This window comes from Desulfitobacterium dichloroeliminans LMG P-21439 (assembly GCF_000243135.2).
GTDB lineage: Bacteria > Bacillota > Desulfitobacteriia > Desulfitobacteriales > Desulfitobacteriaceae > Desulfitobacterium > Desulfitobacterium dichloroeliminans.
In genome coordinates, this window is record NC_019903.1 from 3024876 (window position 1) to 3047473 (window position 22598).

At 46.6% G+C, this 22598-nt stretch carries 20 protein-coding genes and 1 tRNA gene; all 21 read right to left on the bottom strand.

Annotated features, from left to right (window positions below):
• Positions 1-364: 364 nt before the first annotated feature.
• The gene (gene selB, locus DESDI_RS14395; RefSeq protein ID WP_015263346.1) at positions 365-2269 is read right to left on the bottom strand and encodes a selenocysteine-specific translation elongation factor; all 1905 of its coding nucleotides are present in this window, start codon (positions 2267-2269) and stop codon (positions 365-367) included.
• Between the two features lie 4 nt (positions 2270-2273).
• The gene (gene selA / locus DESDI_RS14400; RefSeq protein WP_015263347.1) at positions 2274-3701 is read right to left on the bottom strand and encodes an L-seryl-tRNA(Sec) selenium transferase; all 1428 of its coding nucleotides are present in this window, start codon (positions 3699-3701) and stop codon (positions 2274-2276) included.
• An 84-nt stretch (positions 3702-3785) separates the two neighbouring features.
• Positions 3786-3882, bottom strand: a tRNA-Sec gene (locus DESDI_RS17935).
• A gap of 69 nt (positions 3883-3951) precedes the next feature.
• On the bottom strand, positions 3952-4680 hold the full coding sequence (locus DESDI_RS14405) for a formate dehydrogenase accessory protein FdhE domain-containing protein (RefSeq protein ID WP_015263348.1): 729 nt from the start codon (positions 4678-4680) through the stop codon (positions 3952-3954).
• A 165-nt stretch (positions 4681-4845) separates the two neighbouring features.
• Positions 4846-5523, bottom strand: a complete 678-nt coding sequence (locus DESDI_RS14410) for a formate dehydrogenase subunit gamma (RefSeq protein WP_015263349.1) — start codon at positions 5521-5523, stop codon at positions 4846-4848.
• Positions 5523-6338 (bottom strand): 4Fe-4S dicluster domain-containing protein, encoded by an 816-nt coding sequence (locus DESDI_RS14415; protein ID WP_015263350.1) that lies wholly within the window; start codon positions 6336-6338, stop codon positions 5523-5525. The genes DESDI_RS14410 and DESDI_RS14415 overlap by 1 nt, the downstream gene beginning before the upstream one ends.
• A 3-nt stretch (positions 6339-6341) precedes the next feature.
• Positions 6342-9392 (bottom strand): formate dehydrogenase-N subunit alpha, encoded by a 3051-nt coding sequence (gene fdnG / locus DESDI_RS14420; protein ID WP_015263351.1) that lies wholly within the window; start codon positions 9390-9392, stop codon positions 6342-6344.
• Positions 9393-9575: 183 nt separating this feature from the next.
• On the bottom strand, positions 9576-10037 hold the full coding sequence (locus tag DESDI_RS14430; RefSeq protein WP_015263352.1) for a DUF4342 domain-containing protein: 462 nt from the start codon (positions 10035-10037) through the stop codon (positions 9576-9578).
• Positions 10000-10824, bottom strand: coding sequence for a DNA repair protein RecO (gene recO / locus DESDI_RS14435; RefSeq protein WP_015263353.1), 825 nt, complete (start codon positions 10822-10824; stop codon positions 10000-10002). The genes DESDI_RS14430 and recO overlap by 38 nt, the downstream gene beginning before the upstream one ends.
• Positions 10825-10859: 35 nt before the next feature.
• On the bottom strand, positions 10860-11516 hold the full coding sequence (gene deoC / locus DESDI_RS14440) for a deoxyribose-phosphate aldolase (protein ID WP_172635909.1): 657 nt from the start codon (positions 11514-11516) through the stop codon (positions 10860-10862).
• Positions 11517-11521: 5 nt separating this feature from the next.
• Positions 11522-12433, bottom strand: a complete 912-nt coding sequence (era, locus tag DESDI_RS14445) for a GTPase Era (protein WP_015263355.1) — start codon at positions 12431-12433, stop codon at positions 11522-11524.
• 66 nt (positions 12434-12499) lie between these two features.
• Entirely contained in the window at positions 12500-12919 is a 420-nt protein-coding gene (locus DESDI_RS14450) for a cytidine deaminase (protein ID WP_015263356.1), read from the bottom strand.
• A 163-nt stretch (positions 12920-13082) separates the two neighbouring features.
• Positions 13083-13469 carry a diacylglycerol kinase family protein gene (locus tag DESDI_RS14455; protein ID WP_015263357.1) on the bottom strand — a complete coding sequence of 129 codons (387 nt, stop codon included), beginning with the start codon at positions 13467-13469 and terminating at the stop codon, positions 13083-13085.
• A 56-nt stretch (positions 13470-13525) separates the two neighbouring features.
• Positions 13526-13999 carry an rRNA maturation RNase YbeY gene (gene ybeY / locus DESDI_RS14460; protein WP_041219518.1) on the bottom strand — a complete coding sequence of 158 codons (474 nt, stop codon included), beginning with the start codon at positions 13997-13999 and terminating at the stop codon, positions 13526-13528.
• 81 nt (positions 14000-14080) lie between these two features.
• Entirely contained in the window at positions 14081-16405 is a 2325-nt protein-coding gene (locus DESDI_RS14465; RefSeq protein ID WP_015263359.1) for an HD family phosphohydrolase, read from the bottom strand.
• Between the two features lie 13 nt (positions 16406-16418).
• The gene (locus DESDI_RS14470) at positions 16419-17390 is read right to left on the bottom strand and encodes a PhoH family protein (RefSeq protein ID WP_015263360.1); all 972 of its coding nucleotides are present in this window, start codon (positions 17388-17390) and stop codon (positions 16419-16421) included.
• A 32-nt stretch (positions 17391-17422) separates the two neighbouring features.
• The gene (gene yqfD, locus DESDI_RS14475; protein WP_015263361.1) at positions 17423-18637 is read right to left on the bottom strand and encodes a sporulation protein YqfD; all 1215 of its coding nucleotides are present in this window, start codon (positions 18635-18637) and stop codon (positions 17423-17425) included.
• Entirely contained in the window at positions 18634-18915 is a 282-nt protein-coding gene (locus tag DESDI_RS14480) for a YabP/YqfC family sporulation protein (RefSeq protein ID WP_015263362.1), read from the bottom strand. Before DESDI_RS14480 ends, yqfD begins: the two co-directional genes overlap by 4 nt.
• Before the next feature lie 82 nt (positions 18916-18997).
• Positions 18998-19489: an NADH-quinone oxidoreductase subunit B family protein gene (locus tag DESDI_RS14485; protein WP_015263363.1), complete on the bottom strand. Its 492-nt coding sequence runs from the start codon at positions 19487-19489 to the stop codon at positions 18998-19000.
• A gap of 18 nt (positions 19490-19507) precedes the next feature.
• Positions 19508-21124 carry a hydrogenase large subunit gene (locus tag DESDI_RS14490; RefSeq protein ID WP_015263364.1) on the bottom strand — a complete coding sequence of 539 codons (1617 nt, stop codon included), beginning with the start codon at positions 21122-21124 and terminating at the stop codon, positions 19508-19510.
• Positions 21090-22589 (bottom strand): hydrogenase 4 subunit F, encoded by a 1500-nt coding sequence (locus DESDI_RS14495; protein WP_015263365.1) that lies wholly within the window; start codon positions 22587-22589, stop codon positions 21090-21092. Before DESDI_RS14495 ends, DESDI_RS14490 begins: the two co-directional genes overlap by 35 nt.
• Positions 22590-22598: the final 9 nt, after the last annotated feature.

Consider the following 22598-nt stretch of genomic DNA (forward strand, 5'->3'; position numbering starts at 1 on the left):
CCCGCATCATTTACGCTGACGTGTCTGTGTAGCTTTTGGGCTTCAACTTGTTAAGCAGTCTTACCCCACGTTTCGCGCCTGATGATGTTTGTGTTCCTCGGGCCGGAACTTTGCTGCCGGCTTCCTTCAGATTCCACCTCGCGATGGACACCCTTGCCTTAGGCTAATGGTTGGTCGCTACATACCCCCATAACGGACTTTCACCGTCTAGTTAATCATCATGCATGGCGCACTTAGAAGGCTTCGATGAGAATTTCTCATCGAAGCCTTTTGGCATTCTTTACGATGTATTGTCCTTCTAAAAGCAGCTTTGACCTCTGCGATACTGCTCAATGCTGGATAGCAGCTTAATTTTACAAAAACCCTAGTAGTTAGGGCCCGGTATGCGAACATCTTCTTTTCTGAGAGTAATCTTTAGCTTGTCAAAATACTCCAGATAAGCAACAACGGTCTTTCTGCCGGTCTGAAGAGCATCTCGGACTTCCGCCACGCTAATGGTTCCTTGGGCATCCATTAAGGAGCGAATGGTCTGCAAGACCTTTTCAAAAGCTTCTTTATGGACGAGGATTCCTTGACCCAGATCCACAAGTTGGCCCGATTTGAGAAAGAATTTGACAATCTCCTCGATGTCACCGGGTTTCATATTGATATCTTTGGCAACCTGCAGAGTACTCCCTGTATTCACACCATAAGTTAAGAACGCCTTCTCCATAAGAGCTATTTCCTTAGAAGCTAGTATTCTTTCTAAGGCAATACCGTTCGGTTCAGATAAGAAATTGCCATCTAATCTAAGCCGCTGATTAACGATAAAGTGATTGAGCAGAGCGGCAAAGTCTTTCGAGTCTATCACCTGAAAAATGCCGCTTTTCATTTCTTCCTTATCAATTTGATAACGATAAGGATATTTATTATACATTTTTCTAAAAGCAGCAATTGCTTTGGTATAATATTTTTCTAATTGAAGGTGACTTAGGTATTTATTCGTTTCCTTCAGTAAAATGAGCTTTCCTGATGTAACTTCTCTATCTAGAGTTTCCTGGACTTGACTCCTATCTGTATTCAGAGCTTGCCCCAACTCATCTAGCCCGAGAGGTTTTTCTGAAGAATTTAATACCAAGGAGATCAACTCTTCTAGGGTACCATTTTCGCCGATGTCCATAGCCTGCATGGTTTCCGGTGCAAATCGTTGCCTGTTTTTGGTCGTATGATACAGTATCCAGCCACCACCAATAGTCACTTCCGGTGAATAGCTACGGATAATAAATCGGTCTTTACGCAGAATCACGACTGGTTCTTCAAAACGCAGCTGGACATATCCTTTACTTCCTTCAGTAATCTCATCAGTTCCTAAAAGTCTGACCCGAGCCAGAACCTCCTTCGTTCCGCTGTGCAGATGCACTCTTTGATTATGAATCAAGCTGCCTTTGCCTTTGACAGTGTAGACAAGGGCATCGGCAATGCGGATTGGATTCAGGGTCCCTTCGTGTGCCGCAGTATCTCCGCGTTTGATTTCTGATTTTTCGATTCCTGTGAGATTTAAAGCGCAGCGGTCACCTGCGGTAGCTTCATCAACACCGGTATTATGCACTTGAATTCCCTTGACACGTGCTGTCAGCCCCGCAGGGTATATTTCTAAGGTATCTCCTTTGTTTACTTTGCCCCCTGTTATCGTTCCGGTGATGACGGTCCCGTGGCCGGTCATGGAAAACACTCTGTCAATGGGCAACCGAAATATTTCTCGTCCCTCTCTGGCGTGCACCTTTAAGGCAAGTTGGTCTAAAACTTCTAACAGTTGAGGGATTCCTTCACCCGTTACAGAAGAGACTGGGACGATAGGGCTTCCTCCCAGTGTCGTCCCCTGAACCGCATTCTTAATATCTTCAAAGACCATTTCCAGCCATTCAGCATCGACAAGATCGGTCTTCGTTAAAGCAATGACACCGGATTCGACATTGAGTAGATTTAGAATATCCAAGTGTTCCCTGGTTTGCGGCATAATTCCTTCATCAGCTGCAATGACCAACATGACCAGGTCGATACCCGTAGCACCGGCCACCATGGTCTTGACAAATTTCTCATGTCCGGGAACATCGATGATGGACAGCATCTGGCCGGAAGGTAGCGTCAAGGCAGCAAAGCCCAGTTCAATGGTCATGCCGCGGCGTCTTTCTTCCTCAAGACGATCTGTGTCGACATCGGTTAATCTTTTTACTAGAGATGTTTTGCCGTGGTCAATATGGCCAGCTGTTCCTAAAACAATCTTTTTCATTCATTCACCCCACGATGCCCTGTAAGGTCTGCGTAATCACCGGAAATTCGGTTGCTAATATCGTTCGAACATTCAACAGAACTTTGTCCTTATGGATTCTGCCAATAATTGGTGTGGTCGCCTTTCTGAGAAGGATCTGCAGCTCATTGGCAGACAAACCCTCTATGGTCAAAGATATGGCTTTACCCTTTAGCAGAACATCCGGCAAAGAGCCACCCCCTGCTTCATCTTCGACATCCACAATTTCCGTTTGGCATCGATCACCTAGCACAGCAAGCAGTTGTCGATCGAGTTCCTGTGCTCTCAGCAACAAATCTTCTTGACTTAAATCCAACATGTTTAAGGCCGGAATTTGCTCAACAGCCTTTTCTGGGTTCAAATAGATAGTCAATACCGCAGTCAAAGCCGCAATTGAACTTTTGTCACAGCGGACAATGCGGGCCAGAGGGTTCTTTTTGATTTTATCTATCAAGGCCTTCTTGCCGACGATTACCCCAACCTGTGGGCCTCCTAACAATTTATCTCCGCTAAAAGTGACGAGATCCACCCCGCTAGCGATAACTTCCTGAACTGTAGGCTCATAGGGCAATCCAATTTGGGTCAAATCATAGAGGCAACCGCTACCCAAATCCTCCATGACCAGTACATCCTTTTCCCTGCCCAGTCCCACTAAATCCTGACGTGAGACTTCTGCAGTAAAGCCGGAGATTTTGTAGTTGCTAGTGTGCACTTTCAACAAAACTGCCGTATTTTCGGAAAGGGCTTGGGCGTAATCCTTGTCTTTCGTTTTATTCGTGGTCCCGACTTCGATCATAGTACAGCCGCTGGAGGAAATAATATCCGGTATGCGAAAGCTTCCCCCAATTTCGACCAGCTGTCCTCTGGAAACGATGACTTCTCCCTGGTTGGCCAAAGTATTCAGACTTAAGAACACTGCTGCTGCGTTATTGTTGACGACCATCGCACTTTCGGCACCGGTCAAACGGGTAATCAACGGCTCAATATGAGCGTGACGAGAACCGCGGTGGCCGCTTTCGAGGTCGAACTCCAGGTTACTGTAGCCTTCATTGACTTTATGTATCTGAACGATTGCCTCATAGGGCAGAGGTGCTCTTCCCAAATTGGTATGAAGAACAATGCCTGTTGCATTGATTACTTTCTTTAGTCCAGTATTCTTTTCTTCACTAATTTTACTTTTAATCTTCTCAATTAAGTAGGTAGTAATCTTCTGACGATCGAGGAGGGACATTGATTCTGTAAATAATGAATCGGTGTGCAACTGTTGTCTATATTCACCTATGACCTGCGTTAGTATATCCATAAGCAGAGGCTTTCCAATCGTGTGCAGCAAAGCCACAACTTCAGCGTGCTCGAGAATTTCATTCATCGGAGTGATGGTTCGCAGCGCCTTGTGTAGTTGATCCTTCTCCAAAACAATGCCTCCCTATGTAAAGGGACATGAATTCCGCAGCCTCAGCCGCTTGCTCATGCCCATCGCAATCATTACCATGTTTGTTGGCGGGAATGTGTAGGAGTCGAACCTACCTCGGCCGGATCACCCACCCGACAACGGATTTGAAGTCCGCGGAACCCACCGGGATCCATCCATCCCCAATAATAGTTATACCATATCTAATATAATTTTCAAATAATTATATTATTAGCTCTACTAATTGTTTTTATTAGTTCCACCCTTTTTGTCCGGCTAGCCATTGTTCTGCTGCATAATTGAGAGGCATCGTGCGGATGTCTTCCCAAACCAAATCTTGGGTGTTCAATTCTCGCAAATCTACCTGTTTAAAATATGAACCACAATCAGAGCAAACACCAATCTCGATGCCAGGGTATTTTTCAGATTTAAGATAGGTCTGCTTTTTGGCATCCTCACTGCCACAGCTTGCGCAACCGGAAGCACCGACAGGTCTTTGATAGCTGCAGACCAGACATTTCTGGTAGCGTTTGCCTAAGGGTCGTGCCAAAACGGTCATAAAATGCTTTTCTCCGCAGACTGGGCAAGTTCCAAACGACTGGTTTTCCTCGCTGGGGGTATTAATGCTCGTTTGACAAATCAGCTGGGCAATACCCGCGAGAGCTAACTGCAGCCGAGCGGCATTAGCATCCTCCAAAGTCTCCCCATCCTTGAACTTGTGTAGGAGTATGCGCAAAACAGCAGCTTCCTGGGGCTCACCTGCAACTTGATTGAGCCTTTGCCACAACTCAACGATGCTATCTTCGGGTAAACTATCCAAAGTAAAATATGGCGAGGTCTGGGCAAGCTGGACTCCTGCCACCACCTCTGGAGCCTGACTTTCTTGCCAAAGCTGTATTTCTGCTTGTAATTTTAGATAATTCTCCCTAACTGCTGATAAATGCAGTTCATTCAGCTCATTATTCAAAATGTTCGTCTGCACAATTCACCCTCCTTACAGAAAACCTGACTTCGCAGAGATGCGACGTCAATAGTTCTCAGATGCGTCATAAAATCACTCAATAATGCGTTAAAGGAAGTCTGCTGCAAACCCTGAGCATGGAATTTCTTCAGGGCCTGCAACAGACTTAATAATACCACAGAACAATTAGGATTTCTCTTGCTTTTGAATCTCCTCATACCAAGCCCCATGATGGGTCTTAGCAAAGGATTCGGGAACATGACCCTTTACCATCCCCTGCAAGGCGACCCGTGATTCTGGGTGCAATAGCGAAAGGTACATATGCCCAATCAAGGCCGCTGTCATAAAGATCATGGACAAATCATGAATGGGGTAGGCAAATCGCACCAGTCCGATGGGGAAATATTGGGGGAACCACATAATAACCCCACTTAGAGTTATAAAGACTGTACCGAAGATGGTGATTAGAGAGTTGATTTTTTCCCCTCCGTTATACTTTGCTTGAGGAGGGTAATTGCCATGGCCACCAAAAAACTCAACAGCAAAAGCCTTCACATGCATCGCATCGGCTTTCGTCCAGACAAATACAGAACGTAACCAGGACCAGTGATGCTTTCGTTCACCGATGAAGAACAGCAGTCCTACAATGACCACAAAGACTATCGCAAAAACACGGTGGATGATTCGTGCATTGTCAATGCCACCCACGATCGCCATGACCGGTCGGAAAGTCACTGACATAACAGCTAGACCTGTAAAGAGGAGAATCAAGTAGGAAAAAGCATGAACCCAGTGGCTCAACCGTTCTCCTCCGGTGAATCTAAGAACTTTTCCTTCAGGGACTTGCTTTAAATTCTCTGCCATTATACTGCCCCTCCTTTCCCTTGGTGGTCATCATCAACAAAATGTTCCTTGCTGTAATTGCCTTTAGCCACATTGACTAAAGTTCCAACAAGAACTGCTGCAGCCGCACCACCGCAAGCAATCGCACCCAGCGGGCGAGCGATATCTTTCCATAGGGTCAGGGTAAAGGGTACCGTAGGGTTGGCCGGTAAACCATAAGATTCCGGAGTATCGAGCAGAATATACTTATAGAGTGTTCCGCCGACAACATCTTTGCCGTAGAGATTCGCCTTGGGATAGTTTGTTTTGAGCTCAGCCAGACGCTGTTCAGCTTTTGGCATCATCTCAGAGTCATCACCAACGGTAAGGGTTCCTGGCTGACAGATGGCAACGCAAGCTGGTTCCAAACCATTTTCCACCCGTTCCCAACAACCGGTGCACTTCGTCGCTTTTTTAGTACTCTGATCAACCCTGGGAATGTCAAAGGGGCAGTTCGTTACACAATAGCCACAGCCAATGCATTTGTCTTTGTCGATGATCGTAAATCCCGTCTCGGTTTTGGAGATGGCTTCGGAAGTGCAAGCCTTTAGACAAGCAGCATCAGCACAATGAAAGCATTGGGCTTTCCGCATCATCCAAAGCATTTTGTTATTTTCATACTTTTCATCAAAAGCAACATAGGTGTAAGTGTTGGGATCCAAGTCCTTCGTAGACTGGTAACTTTTAACCAAAGTCGTTTTAACCGCCGGTAACTCATTCCATTCTTTGCAAGCTGCAGAACAGGCTTTACAGCCGGTACATTTGGAGGTGTCGACTAAAATCATTTTTTTACTCATCGCCTACGCCCTCCTTATGTTGACTAGACAGCACTTATATTCTGGTGTGCCTGCCGTCGGGTCAATAGCACTAATTGTGAGGTTGTTAGTGCTTGGTCCGGGACTGAGAGACGCGAAGCCCCAGCTCCAGGGCATACCAATGGTCTCGGAATCCTGACCGTTGATTTTTAAGGTCTGAATTCTGTCCGTTACCAAGGCAACCACCTGGACTTTACCCCGAGCAGAAGATACTTCTACCATGTCGCCCTCTTTAACACCAATTTTCCGAGCCAAATTTTTGCTGATCTCAGCAAAGGGCTGCGGCATCAACTCGTTGAGCATAGGGATATTTCTAGTGATACCTCCGGCGCAGAAATGTTCGACCATACCATAAGTTGTTAATACGTAAGGAAAATCTTCCTTTGTCCCATGGTTCGTGATCCCGGGTAGATAGTTAGGGATTGAAACCGTGGGATTGGAATTCACATTCTTGTGTAGCGCATTTTCCGTCGGGCTTTCGACGGGCTCATAAAATTCAGGCAGCGGACCATCATTGCATTGACCGGCAATCCGTACCCCAATGGGTGGCAGTCCGTCAGCAGGGGGAGTTGCAGGAATTCCACTAAAATACTTAGCGGCGAAGAGACGACCTACTCCTTCTGGATTCATACGGAAAGAAAGTTTTCCCTGCGGTGTATCCGGTCCTTTGGTCTTATCAGGAACATCGGCACCGTCGTTTCCTTCCCAAGAATTCTTGGCAGCATCCCACCAAATCAGCTTGAGCTTGTCATCAAGAGGCTTACCGTTCATATCACAGGAGGCACGATTATAGAGGATGCGGATATTACCAGGCCAAGAGAAGCTCCAATTCCGGTAAAGACCGAGCCCCGAAGGATCCTCGTTATTACGTCGAGCAGTGAGATTGCCATTACCTGTAGCGCCGGCATAAATCCAACAGCCTGATGAGGCTGTTCCGATAGGGGCTTTAAGGTAGTCCCCTATCGTCGGCAACAATTTACCGGTTGTTTCATCATAACCACTGATTTCCTGGAGAACTTTCAGCGGGTCCGGATGTTGCCCATAATCCCAGCGAGCATTAAGAATCGGGGCATCTTTGGGATCCGTGCTACCGGCGTAGAGATCTTTGAGCTTGCGATAGATGAGATCCAGCATATCCAAATCCGGCTTGGATTCGCCCAGAGGCTTCAACGCAGCATCTTTCCACTGAATCCAACGACCTGAGTTAGATAAGGTGCCCCCTTTTTCGTAAACAAAAGCAGCAGGGAGCATTATAACTTCCGTGTTAATCTTTGACGGATCGACGAGGGGCTCGCCAGTGGTCGGATCTTTTTCTCGCCAGAATTGTGCGGTTTCGATCTCGTAAAGATCGGCCACGACCAGCATATCTAGCTTAGCCAGGCCTTCACGCACGATTTGTCGGTTGGGGATAGATACCATGGAGTTCGATCCAAAGTTGAGTAAAATCTTAAATTGATCCCCATTCATATATTCCCAGAGCTTTAACATGCTGTAGTTTTTGGTTGAGTTGTATCTAGGCAGGTAATCGAAGCAATAATCATTATCCTTAGTTGCTTTATCACCAAACCAAGCCTTCAATTGAGCAACAATATGTTTCTCAAAGAAAGAACCACTGCGGACCAAATAACTACGAAGATCTTTATCCGTATGAATCGGAGCCGGCAGATAGCCTGGTAAATTAGCAAATAGATTGGCCATATCGGTAGAGCCCTGAACATTGGGTTCACCACGAAGAGCCTGGATCCCGCTACCGGCTTTGCCTACATTGCCCAGAAGCAGCTGGATAATCGCATAGCATCGTATGCCCTGAACGCCGGTAGTATGTTGGGTCATGCCCAGCGCATAGAGGATACTACCCGGTCTGGTGTTACAGAATGTATCGGCTATTTCCTTAATTTTTTCAGCTGGAATACCACTTATATCCGCAGCAGTTTCTAGGGTATAGCGGGAGAAATGCTCCTTCATTTTGCTAAAGACAGTATCCGGATCCTCTAAGCTTTCAGCTATAGCCGGCTTGTTCTCATCATCGAGTTGGTAAGCCCAGCTATCAAATTTATATTTTTTGGTCTCCGCATCGAAGCCAGAAAATAGACCCTCCTCAAACTTGAAGTCCTTGCTAATTTTATATTGTGCATTCGTGAAGTTAAGGATATAGTCCTCATCGTAAAGCTTGTTATCGATGATGTATTTAATGATTGCGCCTAAATAAGCAATATCAGCACCAGGTCGAACCTGAGCGAAGATATCGGCTTGTGAAGCGGTACGAGTAAACCGTGGATCGACCACAATTACCTTAGCACCGTTTTCTTTTGCCTTGTTGATCCAGCGCATAGCTATGGGATGGTTTTCAGCGCAATTACTACCCGCAATCAGGAAGCATTTTGTGTTTTGCATATCCGTCCATGAGTTGGTCATGGCTCCGCGACCAAATGAAGGTGACAAACTTGCCACCGTGGGAGCGTGTCATATCCGGGCCTGATGTTCGTTATAGGGTGTTCCGATCAACTCGGATAGTTTTTTAATGAGGTAGGATTCTTCGTTATCGACTTCTGCTGAACCTAGGACAGCAATGCCGTCAGCGCGATTCACTTCATAAGTTTTACCACCAATTTCTTCAGTAGCCACCCAGGTGGTGTCACGAACTTCCTTGATTTTTGAGGCAATCTTATTGATGGCATCATCCCAGGAAATCTCTTGCCAATCACTCGCTCCGGGTGCTCTGTATCTCGGCTTAAGGACACGGTTGCTGTCTTCGGCAATATGGCTTAGACTAGCACCTTTAGGACAAAGGGCACCGGAGTTTACCGGATTATCCGGATCTCCATCCAAATAAACAATCTTCTCATCTTTGATGTGAAGCAGTAATCCGCATCCGCCGGAACAGAAATGACAGATGCTAGGAATCTTTGTGGTTCCTTCAATTCTGAGCGCAAAGCCTTGAGCTTGGGCTATTTGTGGATCAAATCCAAGACCAGAAGCCAAAGCAATTAAAGATGCCCCAGAAATTTTAAGAAACCCACGACGAGTTACTTCCATCTACTCTCCCCCTCTATTTATTTTAGTAAGCGAAAAATATCTATCATCAATTGTGTCATGTCAAACAAAAATTGTCAAACTATTTTGACAATAAAGAAAGTAAGAACTTTCCTTTACTTTTAGTCACAAAAAAAGAAGGCTTCAGAGAATTTTTATTTCTCCAAAGCCTTCCCTTTATAATCTCTATTGGAGCCCGAGCTCTCCCTCAGCATAGGTCATTGGGTGAGTTGCCTGAAAGTGAGGTTCAAAGTCCTTCACTTCCGTCATCGATTCCAGTTCCATTTCATAATTTTGCATAGCTGCTGCGGCTACTCCCATCAGTCCGAGTACACGCAGAGCTGGTCGCCTCCAGATCATATAGCCTATAGCAATGCCCAGAGGAGCAGAGACACTAAATACTGTGCGTTGATTATGCTTGATTTTAACCTGACTTTGCCACATCCGATTAAACTGATGCTTAGTACCGTTCCACAACTTGCCGACTTTTCCGTTTTCAAGCTCCATTTCTTTTTCACAATCAGCTAAAGCCTGAATCACATCCCCGTGAGCCCTTTTTAAGGCTTGGTTTGCTTCTTCGTAAGTAAGATTTAAGCGGTCACATAGAACATCAATTTTCTCCAGTTCGGTCCACAACGCTTCGCTCATGATTTAGATCATCCTTTCCGCTTGGGTTTTGTCCCACGTTCACCAAGCGGATCCCCATACTCCAAGATTTTAATTGTCTATCTAGGGTTTGTTCACAAAAAAACTGTAAGGTATCAAGAATTTCTTTCTTCATCCACTCATTCCAACGCAACCGACTGATTTTCTCCAAATCCCCTTTCAGAAGTTGCCTCATCAGCCCTAGACTTCCTCCACTTACCCATCGCCCTATGATTGAAGTACCGGCTTGAGTTTGACAGGTCCGGCAAACCACCCCTCCTGATTCAGGACTAAAAAGGTGGCGTTCTCCTTGAATCTTTTGCCCACACTCCGCACATTCCATGAAGCGAGGGCGATAACCGAGCTGGGTCATAAGCTTCAAGGTATACGCACTCTGAACGAGAGCCGGGTCACAGGTTTCCACGAGGAATAGACTGGAAAAAATAAGGGTGAACAGTTCTGGATGGGGCTGCCCGGGAATCGTGGCTAAATCCAGCAGCTCGGCCATGGCTGTGGCCGCCATGCTCATATCTAAGTCCGTCCACAAATGAGGAAAACTCTCCTTGGGGCTGACCTGATTGATTGTGTCTAGTGTTTTACCCTTATGTATTAAGTATTCTGCATAGGTAAACAGCTGGGCACCTGCTCTTTGGCGGCTTTTGGGCTTACGGACTCCCTTAGCAATGGCTTGGATTTTCCCGTACTCTCTGGAAAATAAAGTGAGCAAACGGTCAGATTCCCCGTACTCTCGGCTTCGAATCACCAGAGCATCGGCGTGGTAAACACCCACATCCTCACCTCTTAGTCTTTGTAAAAATCTTGTTCTTATTCCTTAATCAATTGCACCCCGGAACTTGTTCCTAGGCGGTCCGCTCCAGCCTCTACCAGCTGCAACGCAAACTCTCGGGACCGTATACCCCCTGAAGCTTTTACCTTCACAGATTCACCCACCCAAGCTTTTAGCTTGCGAACATCTTCTACCGTCGCACCGCCACCGGCAAAGCCCGTGGAAGTCTTAATATATTCTGCACCAGATGCTTTGACGATCTGAGCAGCTTTTTGCTTCTCTTCTTCCGCAAGCAAAATGGTTTCAATGATGATTTTAACAGTAACACCACAACAATGGGCTGCCTCAACAGCCCGGGAAATATCTTTCTCGACTGCTTCCCAATTTCCTGACTTGGCCCAACCGATATTCATAACTATATCCACTTCCCGAGCTCCATGAGCTTTAGCGGCGAAGATCTCTTGGACCTTGATCTCTGTCATAGTCGCACCGAGTGGAAAGCCGATGACTGTAGCTACACCCACACCACTCCCATGCAAGAGCTTGGCAGCAGTACATATATAGGCCGGATTAATACACACGGTAGCGAACTTATGTTGCTTCGCTTCATGACATAAATTGACGATATCCTTTTCCGTAGCATCCGGTTTTAAAATGGTGTGATCAATCATTCCCGCAAGGTTCATGATCCTCATCCTTTCTAGCTTCGATTAGTGTATCCGAATTCCCGAAGGCTTCTTCCTCGGTTTCGCCAATCCTTCTCTACTTTGACAAATAGTTCAAGGAAAACTTTACTGCCCAGCAGTTTTTCAATATCTTGACGAGCCAGACTACCGATTTCCTTAAGGACTTTTCCCTCATGGCCAATAATAATCCCCTTTTGGGAGTCGCGTTCCACCACAATAACTGCACGAACCTTAACTAGTGTCTTCTTTTCCTCCACGCTTTCCACTAAAACAGCAATCGAGTGGGGAACTTCATCTCGCGTAAGCTGAAGCACCTTTTCTCGCACTAGCTCGGCCATAATAAAACGCTCGGGCTGATCTGTAACTTCATCCTCTGGATAATACATGGGCCCTTTCGGCAGTTCCTTAAAAATAATCTTCAGAAGCTCTTCTTTATTTTCTCCTGTTTTAGCAGAGAGAGGGATGATAGCTAGAAAATCCTTTAAGGCGGAAAAATCCTTGATTTTCTTTAATAGTTTATCCTTCTCAATCAGATCGATCTTATTCAACACTAGAATGCATGGCGTCTTAATTTGCTTAAGATTTTCTAATATATATTCCTCGCCCGGCCCGAATTCTGCCGTAACGTCCACCATGTAAAGAATCAGGTCCACTTCCCGGAGCGATTCCAAGGCCGAATCGACCATGAATTCTCCGAGCTTATGCTTCGGTTTATGAATTCCCGGTGTGTCGAGAAAGATAACCTGTCCCCGTTCTTCGGTTAATATGCAATGTATCTTATTCCTTGTGGTCTGGGGTTTATCGGACATGATTAATATTTTTTGCCCAAGCAGTTGATTAAGCAAGGTGGATTTCCCAGCATTTGGGCGACCTATGACTGTGACAAATCCCGATCGAAATTCTTCATTAGGTTTACTACCTAGCAAATTACTCACTTCCTTATTTCATGAATGTAGCTAACAACGCGTATTTTAAAAGGTCAAGCTTTAAGCTTAACCTAAGAATTCCGGTCCAAAAGAATCAGGGAGCAAGACACTTAGTCGAGTGAATTTAGTTTGTCCCTTCTCATTGACTAAAATAACCAAACAATCCCGAGAAAATTCTCGTAATACCTGACGGCAAGCTCCACAGGGTGATGGGAAAGCATCGGTGGGTACAGCAATAGCCACCGCCTTCAGGCGTCGCTCCCCATGAAAGGTAGCATGAAAAACTGCATTGCGCTCAGCACAAAGTGTTAACCCAAAACTGGCATTCTCAACATTGCAACCGGAGACAATTCTCCCCGATTCCCAGAGAGTGGCAGCCCCTACAGGGTAGTGCGAATAGGGTACGTAGGCATTTTTATAGGCCTCTTGAGCCTCATGTATTAAAGTTTCTATTTGTTCCTGGGAAATTTCCTGAACTGAATCCATAGGGCCTCCTTTCGTCTGCTTTGGTCTTTAGGTCAGCATTAATCGTGGCATCCGCCTCGGCGAAAATGTCCACTGGACACTTTCGTAGCCCATACGACCCTTCGTTGCAATGGGTTCTCTCCTATACGTAAAGCTACGCTTTTGAGCTTTTTTCGAGGCTTCTTTAAAGTAGTAAACCAAGTAGCTTGGCTAAGGGTGGTCCGAATAATAGAATCCCCACCCCAACAGCCATAATGACCGCGATCAGTACAGCCCCAGCAGCGACATCCTTTGCCAACCCAGCTAATGGGTGAACATTAGGTTCTGCTAAATCCACCGTAATTTCCACAGCTGTATTAATAGCCTCCGCCGTCAGCACGCTGCTAATGGTCAGGAATAAGATTGCCCATTCCCAACGTTCTAACCCCAGCCAATAGGCCGTCAAGAGGACTACTATTGTGACGAAGAGATGAATGCGAAAGTGCTTCTGAGTTTTTACGTTATAGAATATTCCTCGGAAAGCATTTCGAAAACTTCCCCACTCAGAATTCCTCTGATGATGCTGACCCATATTAAATCTTCCTTCATCTTTCTAACGGCTTTAATCAAGGGGCCTGACCCCATTGTTCAACGCACCAAACCGATTTCACCCATGATTGCTTCCTCTTGTTTACGCATTTCTGCTTGTTCCTCTTCCTCCATATGGTCATAGCCTTGGAGATGAAGTGTCCCATGAACGGCTAAATATATCAACTCCCGCTCAAAGGAGTGTCCATATTCCGTAGCCTGAGCTCGAGCACGTTCTACAGAAATGATAATATCCCCCAACAGATCGTCCTCATAACCCAAGATATCCGGTTCTTCATCCACTTCTTCTTGCAATGCGAAGGATAAGACATCCGTTGGTCGGTCCACCCCGCGATAGTCGCGGTTCAGTTCATGGATTCTTACATCGTCTACTAAAGTAAGACTTACCTCAGCTTCCTCTGAACCACCGGTCATGGTGATAGCTTTTTCGATCCCTTGCTTCAGGAGCCCCAAAAGTCTTTCACGATCTTCCAACAGGATGGTGTCTTCTTCCCAATTAATATCCAAAATCATTGGTGCGGAGCCGCATAGGCGACTCCTCACCCCCTTCCGTTACCATGATATCCTCACTAAAAGCTAAACAGACAAAGCCTACTATGAATGATTCTTTGCGCCAGACTCATCTTGGTCAAACGAATCTTGAGCTATCGTATTATCTGTTACTGGCGTTTCGGTCTGTTCTGAGTGAGCTGTCTCTGAGTCGACTGTCTCAGAATCAGCTTTGTCCGAACCAGTTCTCTCTAAATCAATCTCATCAGTATCTTCCCCTTCCCCAAGCAGCATAGCTGATTCCAGTTCTTGTTTCGGCTGCAGTTCAGGATACTCTACTCGGGAATGGAAAATACCACTCAGAATGCGAACGAAGGATGTAGCAATCTTATCCAAATCCTGAAAGGTCAAATTACACTGGCTGAGCTGATCATCATTAAGCTTGTCCTTAATAATCTTGCGGACCAAACCTTCAATACGTCCAGGCGTAGGTTGCTTCATAGCACGAACCGCTGCTTCTACACTATCCGCCAAAAGTACCAGGGCCGCCTCCTTCGTCTGAGGCTTTGGACCTTCATAATGAAAGGCTTCTTCAGGAATGCTCGCATTGTCCTCCAAAGCTTTATGGTAAAAAAAACTCACAACACTATCGCCATGATGTTGGGCAATTATGTCCTGAATAACTTGGGGTAGCTTTTCTTCCTTGGCCATCTCCAGACCATCCTTAAGATGGGAAGTGATAATCAAGGCACTAAGAGTCGGGGCAATCTTATCATGCGGGTTATCTTGAGCAAATTGATTCTCAATAAAGAAATAGGGTCGTTTCAATTTACCGATATCATGGTACAAGGCTCCCACCCGAACCAAGATAGCATTGGCTTGAACCTCTTCCGCCGCAGCCTCAGCAAGATTACCCACCAATATGCTGTGATGATAGGTCCCCGGAGCCTCCATTAACAGCCTCTTCAACAAAGGTCGGTTCGGATTGGAAAGCTCTAATAGCCGAATGGCTGATGTGATACCGAAGCCTGACTCAAACCAATGTAGTGTTCCAACCGCAAGGACTGAGGCGAAAACCCCATTCACAAGACCAAGACCTACGCTGATTAGCCAAGTAGCAATGCGCATTCCCGAAACCATGGCAATACCACTGACTGTTATGACGTTGACCGCCGCAATATAAATTCCCGCACGTGCTAGATCTACTCTCTGGCTTAATAAGGATACACTGTGTACTCCCACTAAACCTCCGAATAATGCAACGAGAGAAATCTGCCAGCCTGTGGTCGTTGAAATAGACGGATCCGCCAATAAGCCTACAAACACAGACAAAATAGCAGCAGAAAAATAGGCAATTTCCACATCCACCAGAATGGCAATGGTCATAGTAGCCCAGGCCACAGGAATTAAGATACCGGCCAAAGCACTATATTCGGCCTCCCCCAAATTCAAGGCGATGACACCCTTGCCCATGGCGAGTACCAAGAGCATCATCAAAGCAATCAGCACTAACTTTTTGGCTAAACGATCAACCTGTCTTCGATATTGATAGGCATAGAAAAGCAGAGTTCCCATACTAGCAATCACAATCAGCGCGATTCCGGCAACCGACCGCCAAGGCGAACGGTTTTCCACTAAGCCGTAGGCCGCGAGAACTTGCATGATTTCCTCATCCACAATCTCTCCCGGTCCAACAATCTTCTGTTGAGCTTTATAGCGGTGCACATCCAGGCGGACCGATGCTCGAGCATTCTGCCTTAAGCTTTCCGTAGTTTCACTGTCCTCAATCAAAGTGGGTTGTGTGATTTTCGCATCGACAAATTCACTAAGGAAAAGCTTGTACTCATCAGGAAAAGGAGCATTATCGATATCCCGCTTCATTTGCTGACGAAGGGCTGAAGTTTCCTCCTTGCTACGGGCACCCGACTCATCATTGCGAGCATTACCATTGATAATCTCTGTCGCCCTCTGTTCTTTTTCGTCCAAAAGATCAGCAGAAGTACTCATAAGCCTCAAGAGTACATCCTGAGACAAAGCATCAAAAGGAACAATTTTGCGAATAGTATTTAAGCGACTAGCTTGATCCTCATTGCCCGTGATCCCTTCCTCTAAAGCCATAAAAGCTGTACTCAAGTCACGAGCAATGCTTGTAAGGTGGCTTTCATCTGGTTTAAAGACAGGCTCCACGGCTTTGGCCGCCGCCTCTTGATCCTCATAATATCCATCTAAATCCTCGATGTTTTTTTCATAGGGTGCTGTCACAAGCTGGGGACTAGGGTCTCCAAGCTCAAGGTTCAGCTTAGAGATAAAAAGTCCCGAAGAGAGTATACCTATGAACAGCAGAAAACACACCACTAGTGCAGCAATTTGTCGCCAAGTGGTGTTGATATTAGAAAAATGTTTTAGGAAATCTAAACCGCGAATTTTCAAACGCATCCCTCTTTCACTGACCCGTTCCCAATTTCTCTTCAGCCTTTTCGTATGCTTGAATAATCTTTTGAACGAGAGGATTGCGCACTACATCAGCAGCAGTAAAATAGTGGAAGGCTATATCCGGTATACCTTTAAGGATATTTTGAACTTCCTTTAGGCCTGAGTAATGACCACGGGGTAAATCCACTTGGGTCACATCTCCTGTGACCACCGCATGGGAACCATACCCTATGCGGGTCAGGAACATTTTCATTTGCTCAGGAGTTGTATTCTGCGCCTCATCGAGAATCATGAAGGAGTCATCGAGGGTCCGTCCGCGCATATAGGCCAACGGGGCAATCTCAATGGTTCCCTTTTCAACATAGCGTTGAGTCGTTTCCGGACCGAGCAGATCATAAAGCGCATCGTAGAGGGGTCGCAAATAAGGATCGATTTTCTCTTGCAAATCTCCCGGCAGGAAACCCAGCTTTTCACCCGCTTCAACCGCAGGACGAGTTAAGACGATACGGTTGACTTCTTTAGCTCGCAAAGCTAAAACAGCCATCACAACCGCTAGATAGGTCTTCCCTGTGCCTGCCGGCCCAATCCCAAAGACAATAGAATTCTTCTCTAAGTCTTCAAGATATTTCGCCTGGCCCAAGGTCTTAGCTTTAATCGGACGTCCTCGATGGGTTGTCGCAATCACCTTCGCAAGGGCATTAGCCATTCCCAAACCATGACCTTCTTCCACTTGGGATATGACATAGCTAACACCAGCAGCCGTCAGATGATGCCCTTGACGGACCATATCAAGCAATTCCTTCACTACGGTTTCCATACGTTCAACTTCTGCAGCACTTCCGGTGATGCTCATCTCTTCACCCCGGACCACTAGACGTGCTCCGAGATGTTCCTCCAATAATTTTAAATGAGCATCTTCGGGCCCAAGTAAATTCATTGCTTCAGTCGCATTTTGCAAATACAGCTTTGATTCTTTCGTCAATTTTTCGCCCCCTGGTGCATGAAACTCCTTATTTATCCACTGTGTGGATATACTGCTAAATCCTCGTACGCTTCCACTTCAATACGTACGCGCTCACCATCGTTGCTTTCCAGAACACGAACCTTCTCCTCCAGAACATGGGCTCCGGGGGTAATGGCCTTATGTACCTCAGTTCGCGCTCGTTCCTCCGCCGCTTGACGAGCTTCAACTTCAGTTCGTTCAACCTGAAGCTTTGCTAACTCTTTATAGTGAATAGATACTATTTCGACAGGAAGACGCCAATTCCTCCATAGGTCAACCCCATGATATTGAACTTCCTCATTAACTAGCGGATAAGGAGATTCCGGTATTGTTACCATTATGACTCGTGTGCCAAATTTTATACCCCAGCCCTTAGCAACTTTTCCACTCTCCTCAATCAGTTCCTCTTGATAGGGAACAGTAGCCTCCGCGCTGTACCAAACCCTCCCACGCACAAAACCCTTAGCCGCCGGAACGGTTTCTGGAATAAAATCCTTTTGTTGAAGTTGACGATCCGTCCGGGGGGTGGCACTGAGATTTTCGACTGTTGCCGGAGCCTGAATGAGCACTTGCCCCGGTTTGACAATTTCCCCTTCATGAATTAGAGGGGTCCCTTGAATCACCATGACTTGCTGAACTAACCCCGCCTTACTAGCCACTAGATTACCCGCTTCCCCAGGGACCTGAGGACGAATCTTTTGCACCACTTTAATTTCCACGCGGGTCCCATAACGCCTAATCCCAATCCAAGCCGCATCTGGAAATTCTTCAACAAGAGTTTTAGAGACCTTACTCAAGTCTACAGAATCCTGCCAAGTCCAAGTCCTTAAACCATGTTTCTCCGCACTATCAAAAATTTCTACGCTGGAGATGGTCGTATTACCGGAAACGGATATCGAAAGAATCATCTGCGATAGAATGGCTAAAGTTATGCCGATTAACAAAATTCCGCCTAAGAGGAACTTTCTCCGCCACCACCGCGCCGCGATGAAGGGCCATCCGTATTTTGCTATGATATGCACTCGAGTATGCGTCAGACGCGCCGGTCCCTTCAGCCGAGCAAAATCCTGGATTCTGATTTGGGCTCTTAAGCCCCTTTCTGAGCGCTGGGTTCTATAAAAAACGATGCCTTGGCGTATACTTTCGTTCATGAAACGGGCAAGCTCCTTGCCTCGGGCCACAAAAAACACTCTTCCTTGCAGGAACGCTCTAAGCTTTGCGATCATTTGGAGTCCCCTCCCCCATAATACAAGGAAATAAATTGTCCTTCAATCCTCAACTCACTAGATAATACCGTCTTCAACACGAGTTCTTTTCCAGTAATGGTTAAAACACCTTCTGTTGTATTTAAAAGAATCTCTTCTGCAGTAAACTCGACGATTTCTAAATAGTTCTCCACAAAAACTTCTTGGCGGCCAGTGATTGTAATGCGCGGCCCTTTTCCTGCAACGTCCGGTGGGAAATCCAACACTTCCCCTACAGTTTTAGTGAGTTTATCCAACATAAAAAGCCTCCTCCCTTCTAAAGAATATTTATGAAGGAAGGAGGCTAAATAGTCCAAGCTTGACGGACAAAGTATTAAGAACTTAAACCGATGGGGCCATGTCCTTACGGTTGAGCTGAAGCAAAGCACGGAGGATGTCGTCCGGAGAGGGCGGACATCCTGGTATTGCAATATCCACTGTTAGAGCTTGACCTACACCGCTACCTGCTGCATATCCTTCTTTAAACACACCCCCATTGATGGCGCAATCGCCCACAGCGATGACCCATTTCGGCTGGGGTGTGGCTTCATTGGTTGCTTTTGCTGCTTGGTTCAACTGGGTGGACATGGGACCCGTACACATAAGCAGATCTGCATGCCGGGGCGAGGCGACAAAGTCAAAGCCAAACCGCTGTAGATCATAGATAGGATTCAGTAGGGCGGACATTTCCCAATCACAGCCGTTGCAGGAACCGCAATCCAGATGCCTAATATGCCAGGATTGCCGAAAGGAATGAAGATGAGCTGCATCTTGATCTAACCGTTTTTCACTTAATCGTCCTCGTTTCAAACTTCGCCTTAGTAGATTCCACATAATGCTCTTCCTCCCTCCTTAACGATCACAGCAGCTGTAACACAGTTCAAAACTCTTATTAATCAGCGGAAAATCTGGAACAATATTCCCAAGTACCGCTAAGGGCACAGCGGGCCAATTCGCATAGGAAGCCGAGCGAATTCGACAACGATAAATCTTGCCTTCACGGTCTAACATCAGCCATATGACATCCGTTCCACGCGGTGATTCAGCACATCCCCAAGCAAACTCATAAGGTCGAACTTCCTCTAGATTTTTTACGGGAGTGGCTTGATGAGCGTTCGTTACTACTGTCTGATCATTGAGCAGTTGATTAAGGAGGGCATAACTCTGCCTCGTTTCGCGAACTCGAACCATAAGGCGGGCCCACACGTCTCCCTCCAGCTCCACTTGGGGCTCTACATTAAGCTCAGGATAGAGAAGATAGCCATGACAGGAACGCCAGTCCTGCGCTACTCCGGAAGCACGAACTGCGGGACCTGTGACCCCCAGATCTAAGGCACTTTGCTTATGAAGGACCCCTGTGGTTATAGCCCGCTGACGGAATCCATCGTGCTCCAGAATCAGAGGAATCCACTCTTCAAAATCCTTTTCAAGCTCAGCCAGCCTTGCCAGCAAATGAGCTATTCTTTCCTGCGCGGGACGCTTGGCTTTTCCGACCGTCACCGTTCCACGCAGAAAACGGTGTCCGAAAAGTTCCTGATTCAGACGTTGGAGCTGTTCCTTATGCTGTAAACCATTGCTATTACCGAGGGCGAAGCCCACGCCGGCGCAAAGGTTGCCGATATCTCCCACATGGTTATAAAGCCTTTCTAGCTCTGCCAGTACCGTACGCCAGCCCAAGACTTCGCGAGAAACCTGTAGACCACCTAGCTTTTCCACAGCCTGACAATAAGCTAAGGCATGACTGACCGTGCACACCCCACAGACCCGCTCCACAATCTTTAAGCCTTCTTCGATACTCTTTCCTTCCAGAAGTCTTTCCACCCCTTTGTGGGTATAGAAAAGCTGAGCATCAAGGTGAAGAATCGTCTCCCCGACGGTTTGAAAACGAAAATGACCCGGTTCAATAATACCTGCGTGAATAGGACCCACCGGTATTTCAAAAGTCCCTTCGCCTATGGCTGCCGTGAAAGAAAGAGGCTGGGAAACAAATGCTTCGGCTTCTCTCTCTCCCGTAGTCCTTGGCTTAGATTTTCGCAACGGATGAAAATCCGCGGGCCAACCCGGATGCAAGACCAAGGAGCGCGTATCAGGATGCCCCTCAGGGGTTAGGCCCATAAGGTCCTTGAGCTCTCGCTCTGCCCAATTTAAGGCCGGGCAAAGAATCGTTAAAGAAGGGTAACTGTCTTTAATGCCGCGAGCTACCAAGGTGAGGGTGAAATCCCCCGGAAAATGGAAGAGCAGGTAGAGCGCAAAGTCATGCCCTAACTCACGTTCATCATTTCCTACATGAGTCAGAAGCATGGGACGGGTCGTTGCTTCTACCCAGATATGCTGAATGACCTCGGGCAGGCACTGAGAATCCAATAAAACCAGTCCCTCGTTTTTTGTCCAGGTGGCCACCGCATAGCCTTCAGGGTTTTCCTTCACCCGTTCCTCAAAATACACTTGTAAGTTTAATAATTTCTCCATACTCTCCACCTCCTCCCAGAATCAATTCAACAACCTGATTCAAGGCCTGATTAAGGGGTTCTGGCACAACCACACCCAAAATGAGAACAAGCGCTAGAGGTAGGGCTAGCCAAAGCATAGCCGATCCCTCTCCCCTTTCTTCAAGGTGGCGTTCATTAGGCTTGCCGAAAAGCATCCCCAAAAAGTGATATAGAAAGCCGGCAAAGATCACGGACAAGAACAAAGCAGTTAAAAATCCCAAGAAAGGATGGCCCGCCTGGAAAAGGCCAGCCATAATATTAATCTCTGAGCGAAAGGTTCCAAAAGGCGGGGTACCCGTAATGGCAAGTAAGCCCATGAGTAGCATCCCTCCTGTATAAGGCCATAAACTCAGGATACCTCTCATCTTGGGGATCTGCCGGGTACCCATCATCTGTACCACACGCCCCACAGCGACAAAAAGATTGGCTTTAGTCAAGGCATGCAGAATCAGGTGAAAACAAGCCCCCCAAACCGCAAGAGGTGTCCCTATCCCAAAACCTAAAGCGATAATCCCCATATGCTCAACGCTGGAATAAGCTAAGAGTCGCTTAATATCCTTCTGCAAAAGAATAAAGGCCACCATAGCGCCTAAAGAAAGAAGACCAAAAATAATAAGAAGGTTTCCTGAAAAATCCGGGCCAAGACTGGTTTGGCGAACGAGAATATGCCAACGCAGGATAGCATATAAGGCACAGTTTAAAAGCACCCCAGATAATAAGGCGCTGACGGGGGAAGGAGCTTGACTATGGGCATCCGGTAACCAAGGATGCATAGGAACAAAGCCCACTTTGGCCCCATAGCCGATAAAGGCAAAGACAAAGCCCAGCTTTACCAAAGCTGGATCCAATTGGTTGGCCAGGTTCACAAGTAGTCGCCAATCCAAGGCTGCTAAGCTGTATCCATTAACCCTGCCTGAGGCAGCATAAAGAATCATGGTTCCTAACAAAGCGAAACTAATTCCTACCGTGCACAGGACGATATATTTCCAGGCGGCTTCAACAGCCGGTTTCTCTCGATAAAAACCCACCAAAAGGGCAGTAGCTAAGGTGGTACCTTCGATTCCGACCCAAAGCAAGCCAAGATTCGGGGTGCTCACCACCCAAAGCATGGTACCAATAAACATCCAGATCCAAAAATAGTACCAAGGCAACCGGCTTTGCGGGACTTTATCTGCTTCCACCTCGTGTTCCATATAGGAAAAGGAGTATAAAACCACGTAAGCAGCGATTACCGCAATGACAGTGAGAAGCAAGGCGCTTAGAGCATCCCAAGTAAAGAATCCTCCCCAGATGCTTTGCGGTCCTTGAGTATACACTCGCCAGATCATATCTCCGGCCAAACCCAATAAAGCCAAAACCGCTAGGCTATTGATGGTCCTTAAAACTTGATTCCGGGAAGAGATGAGCATACAGAGAGCTGCGAGAAAAGCCACGACTATAAACATCTTAGTTTC

Excerpts from the sequence above, each read along its gene's own strand:
- DESDI_RS14410 (WP_015263349.1), bottom strand. The coding sequence starts at position 5,523 with ATGGCAGAGAATTTAAAGCAAGTCCCTGAAGGAAAAGTTCTTAGATTC.
- DESDI_RS14430 (WP_015263352.1), bottom strand. The coding sequence starts at position 10,037 with ATGAGCGAAGCGTTGTGGACCGAACTGGAGAAAATTGATGTTCTATGT.
- DESDI_RS14490 (WP_015263364.1), bottom strand. The coding sequence starts at position 21,124 with ATGGAGAAATTATTAAACTTACAAGTGTATTTTGAGGAACGGGTGAAG.
- yqfD (WP_015263361.1), bottom strand. The coding sequence starts at position 18,637 with ATGATCGCAAAGCTTAGAGCGTTCCTGCAAGGAAGAGTGTTTTTTGTG.
- selB (WP_015263346.1), bottom strand. The coding sequence starts at position 2,269 with ATGAAAAAGATTGTTTTAGGAACAGCTGGCCATATTGACCACGGCAAA.
- DESDI_RS14450 (WP_015263356.1), bottom strand. The coding sequence starts at position 12,919 with ATGGATTCAGTTCAGGAAATTTCCCAGGAACAAATAGAAACTTTAATA.
- ybeY (WP_041219518.1), bottom strand. The coding sequence starts at position 13,999 with ATGATTTTGGATATTAATTGGGAAGAAGACACCATCCTGTTGGAAGAT.
- DESDI_RS14495 (WP_015263365.1), bottom strand. The coding sequence starts at position 22,589 with ATGTTTATAGTCGTGGCTTTTCTCGCAGCTCTCTGTATGCTCATCTCT.
- DESDI_RS14415 (WP_015263350.1), bottom strand. The coding sequence starts at position 6,338 with ATGAGTAAAAAAATGATTTTAGTCGACACCTCCAAATGTACCGGCTGT.
- DESDI_RS14455 (WP_015263357.1), bottom strand. The coding sequence starts at position 13,469 with ATGGGTCAGCATCATCAGAGGAATTCTGAGTGGGGAAGTTTTCGAAAT.
- deoC (WP_172635909.1), bottom strand. The coding sequence starts at position 11,516 with ATGAGGATCATGAACCTTGCGGGAATGATTGATCACACCATTTTAAAA.
- DESDI_RS14480 (WP_015263362.1), bottom strand. The coding sequence starts at position 18,915 with ATGTTGGATAAACTCACTAAAACTGTAGGGGAAGTGTTGGATTTCCCA.
- DESDI_RS14485 (WP_015263363.1), bottom strand. The coding sequence starts at position 19,489 with ATGTGGAATCTACTAAGGCGAAGTTTGAAACGAGGACGATTAAGTGAA.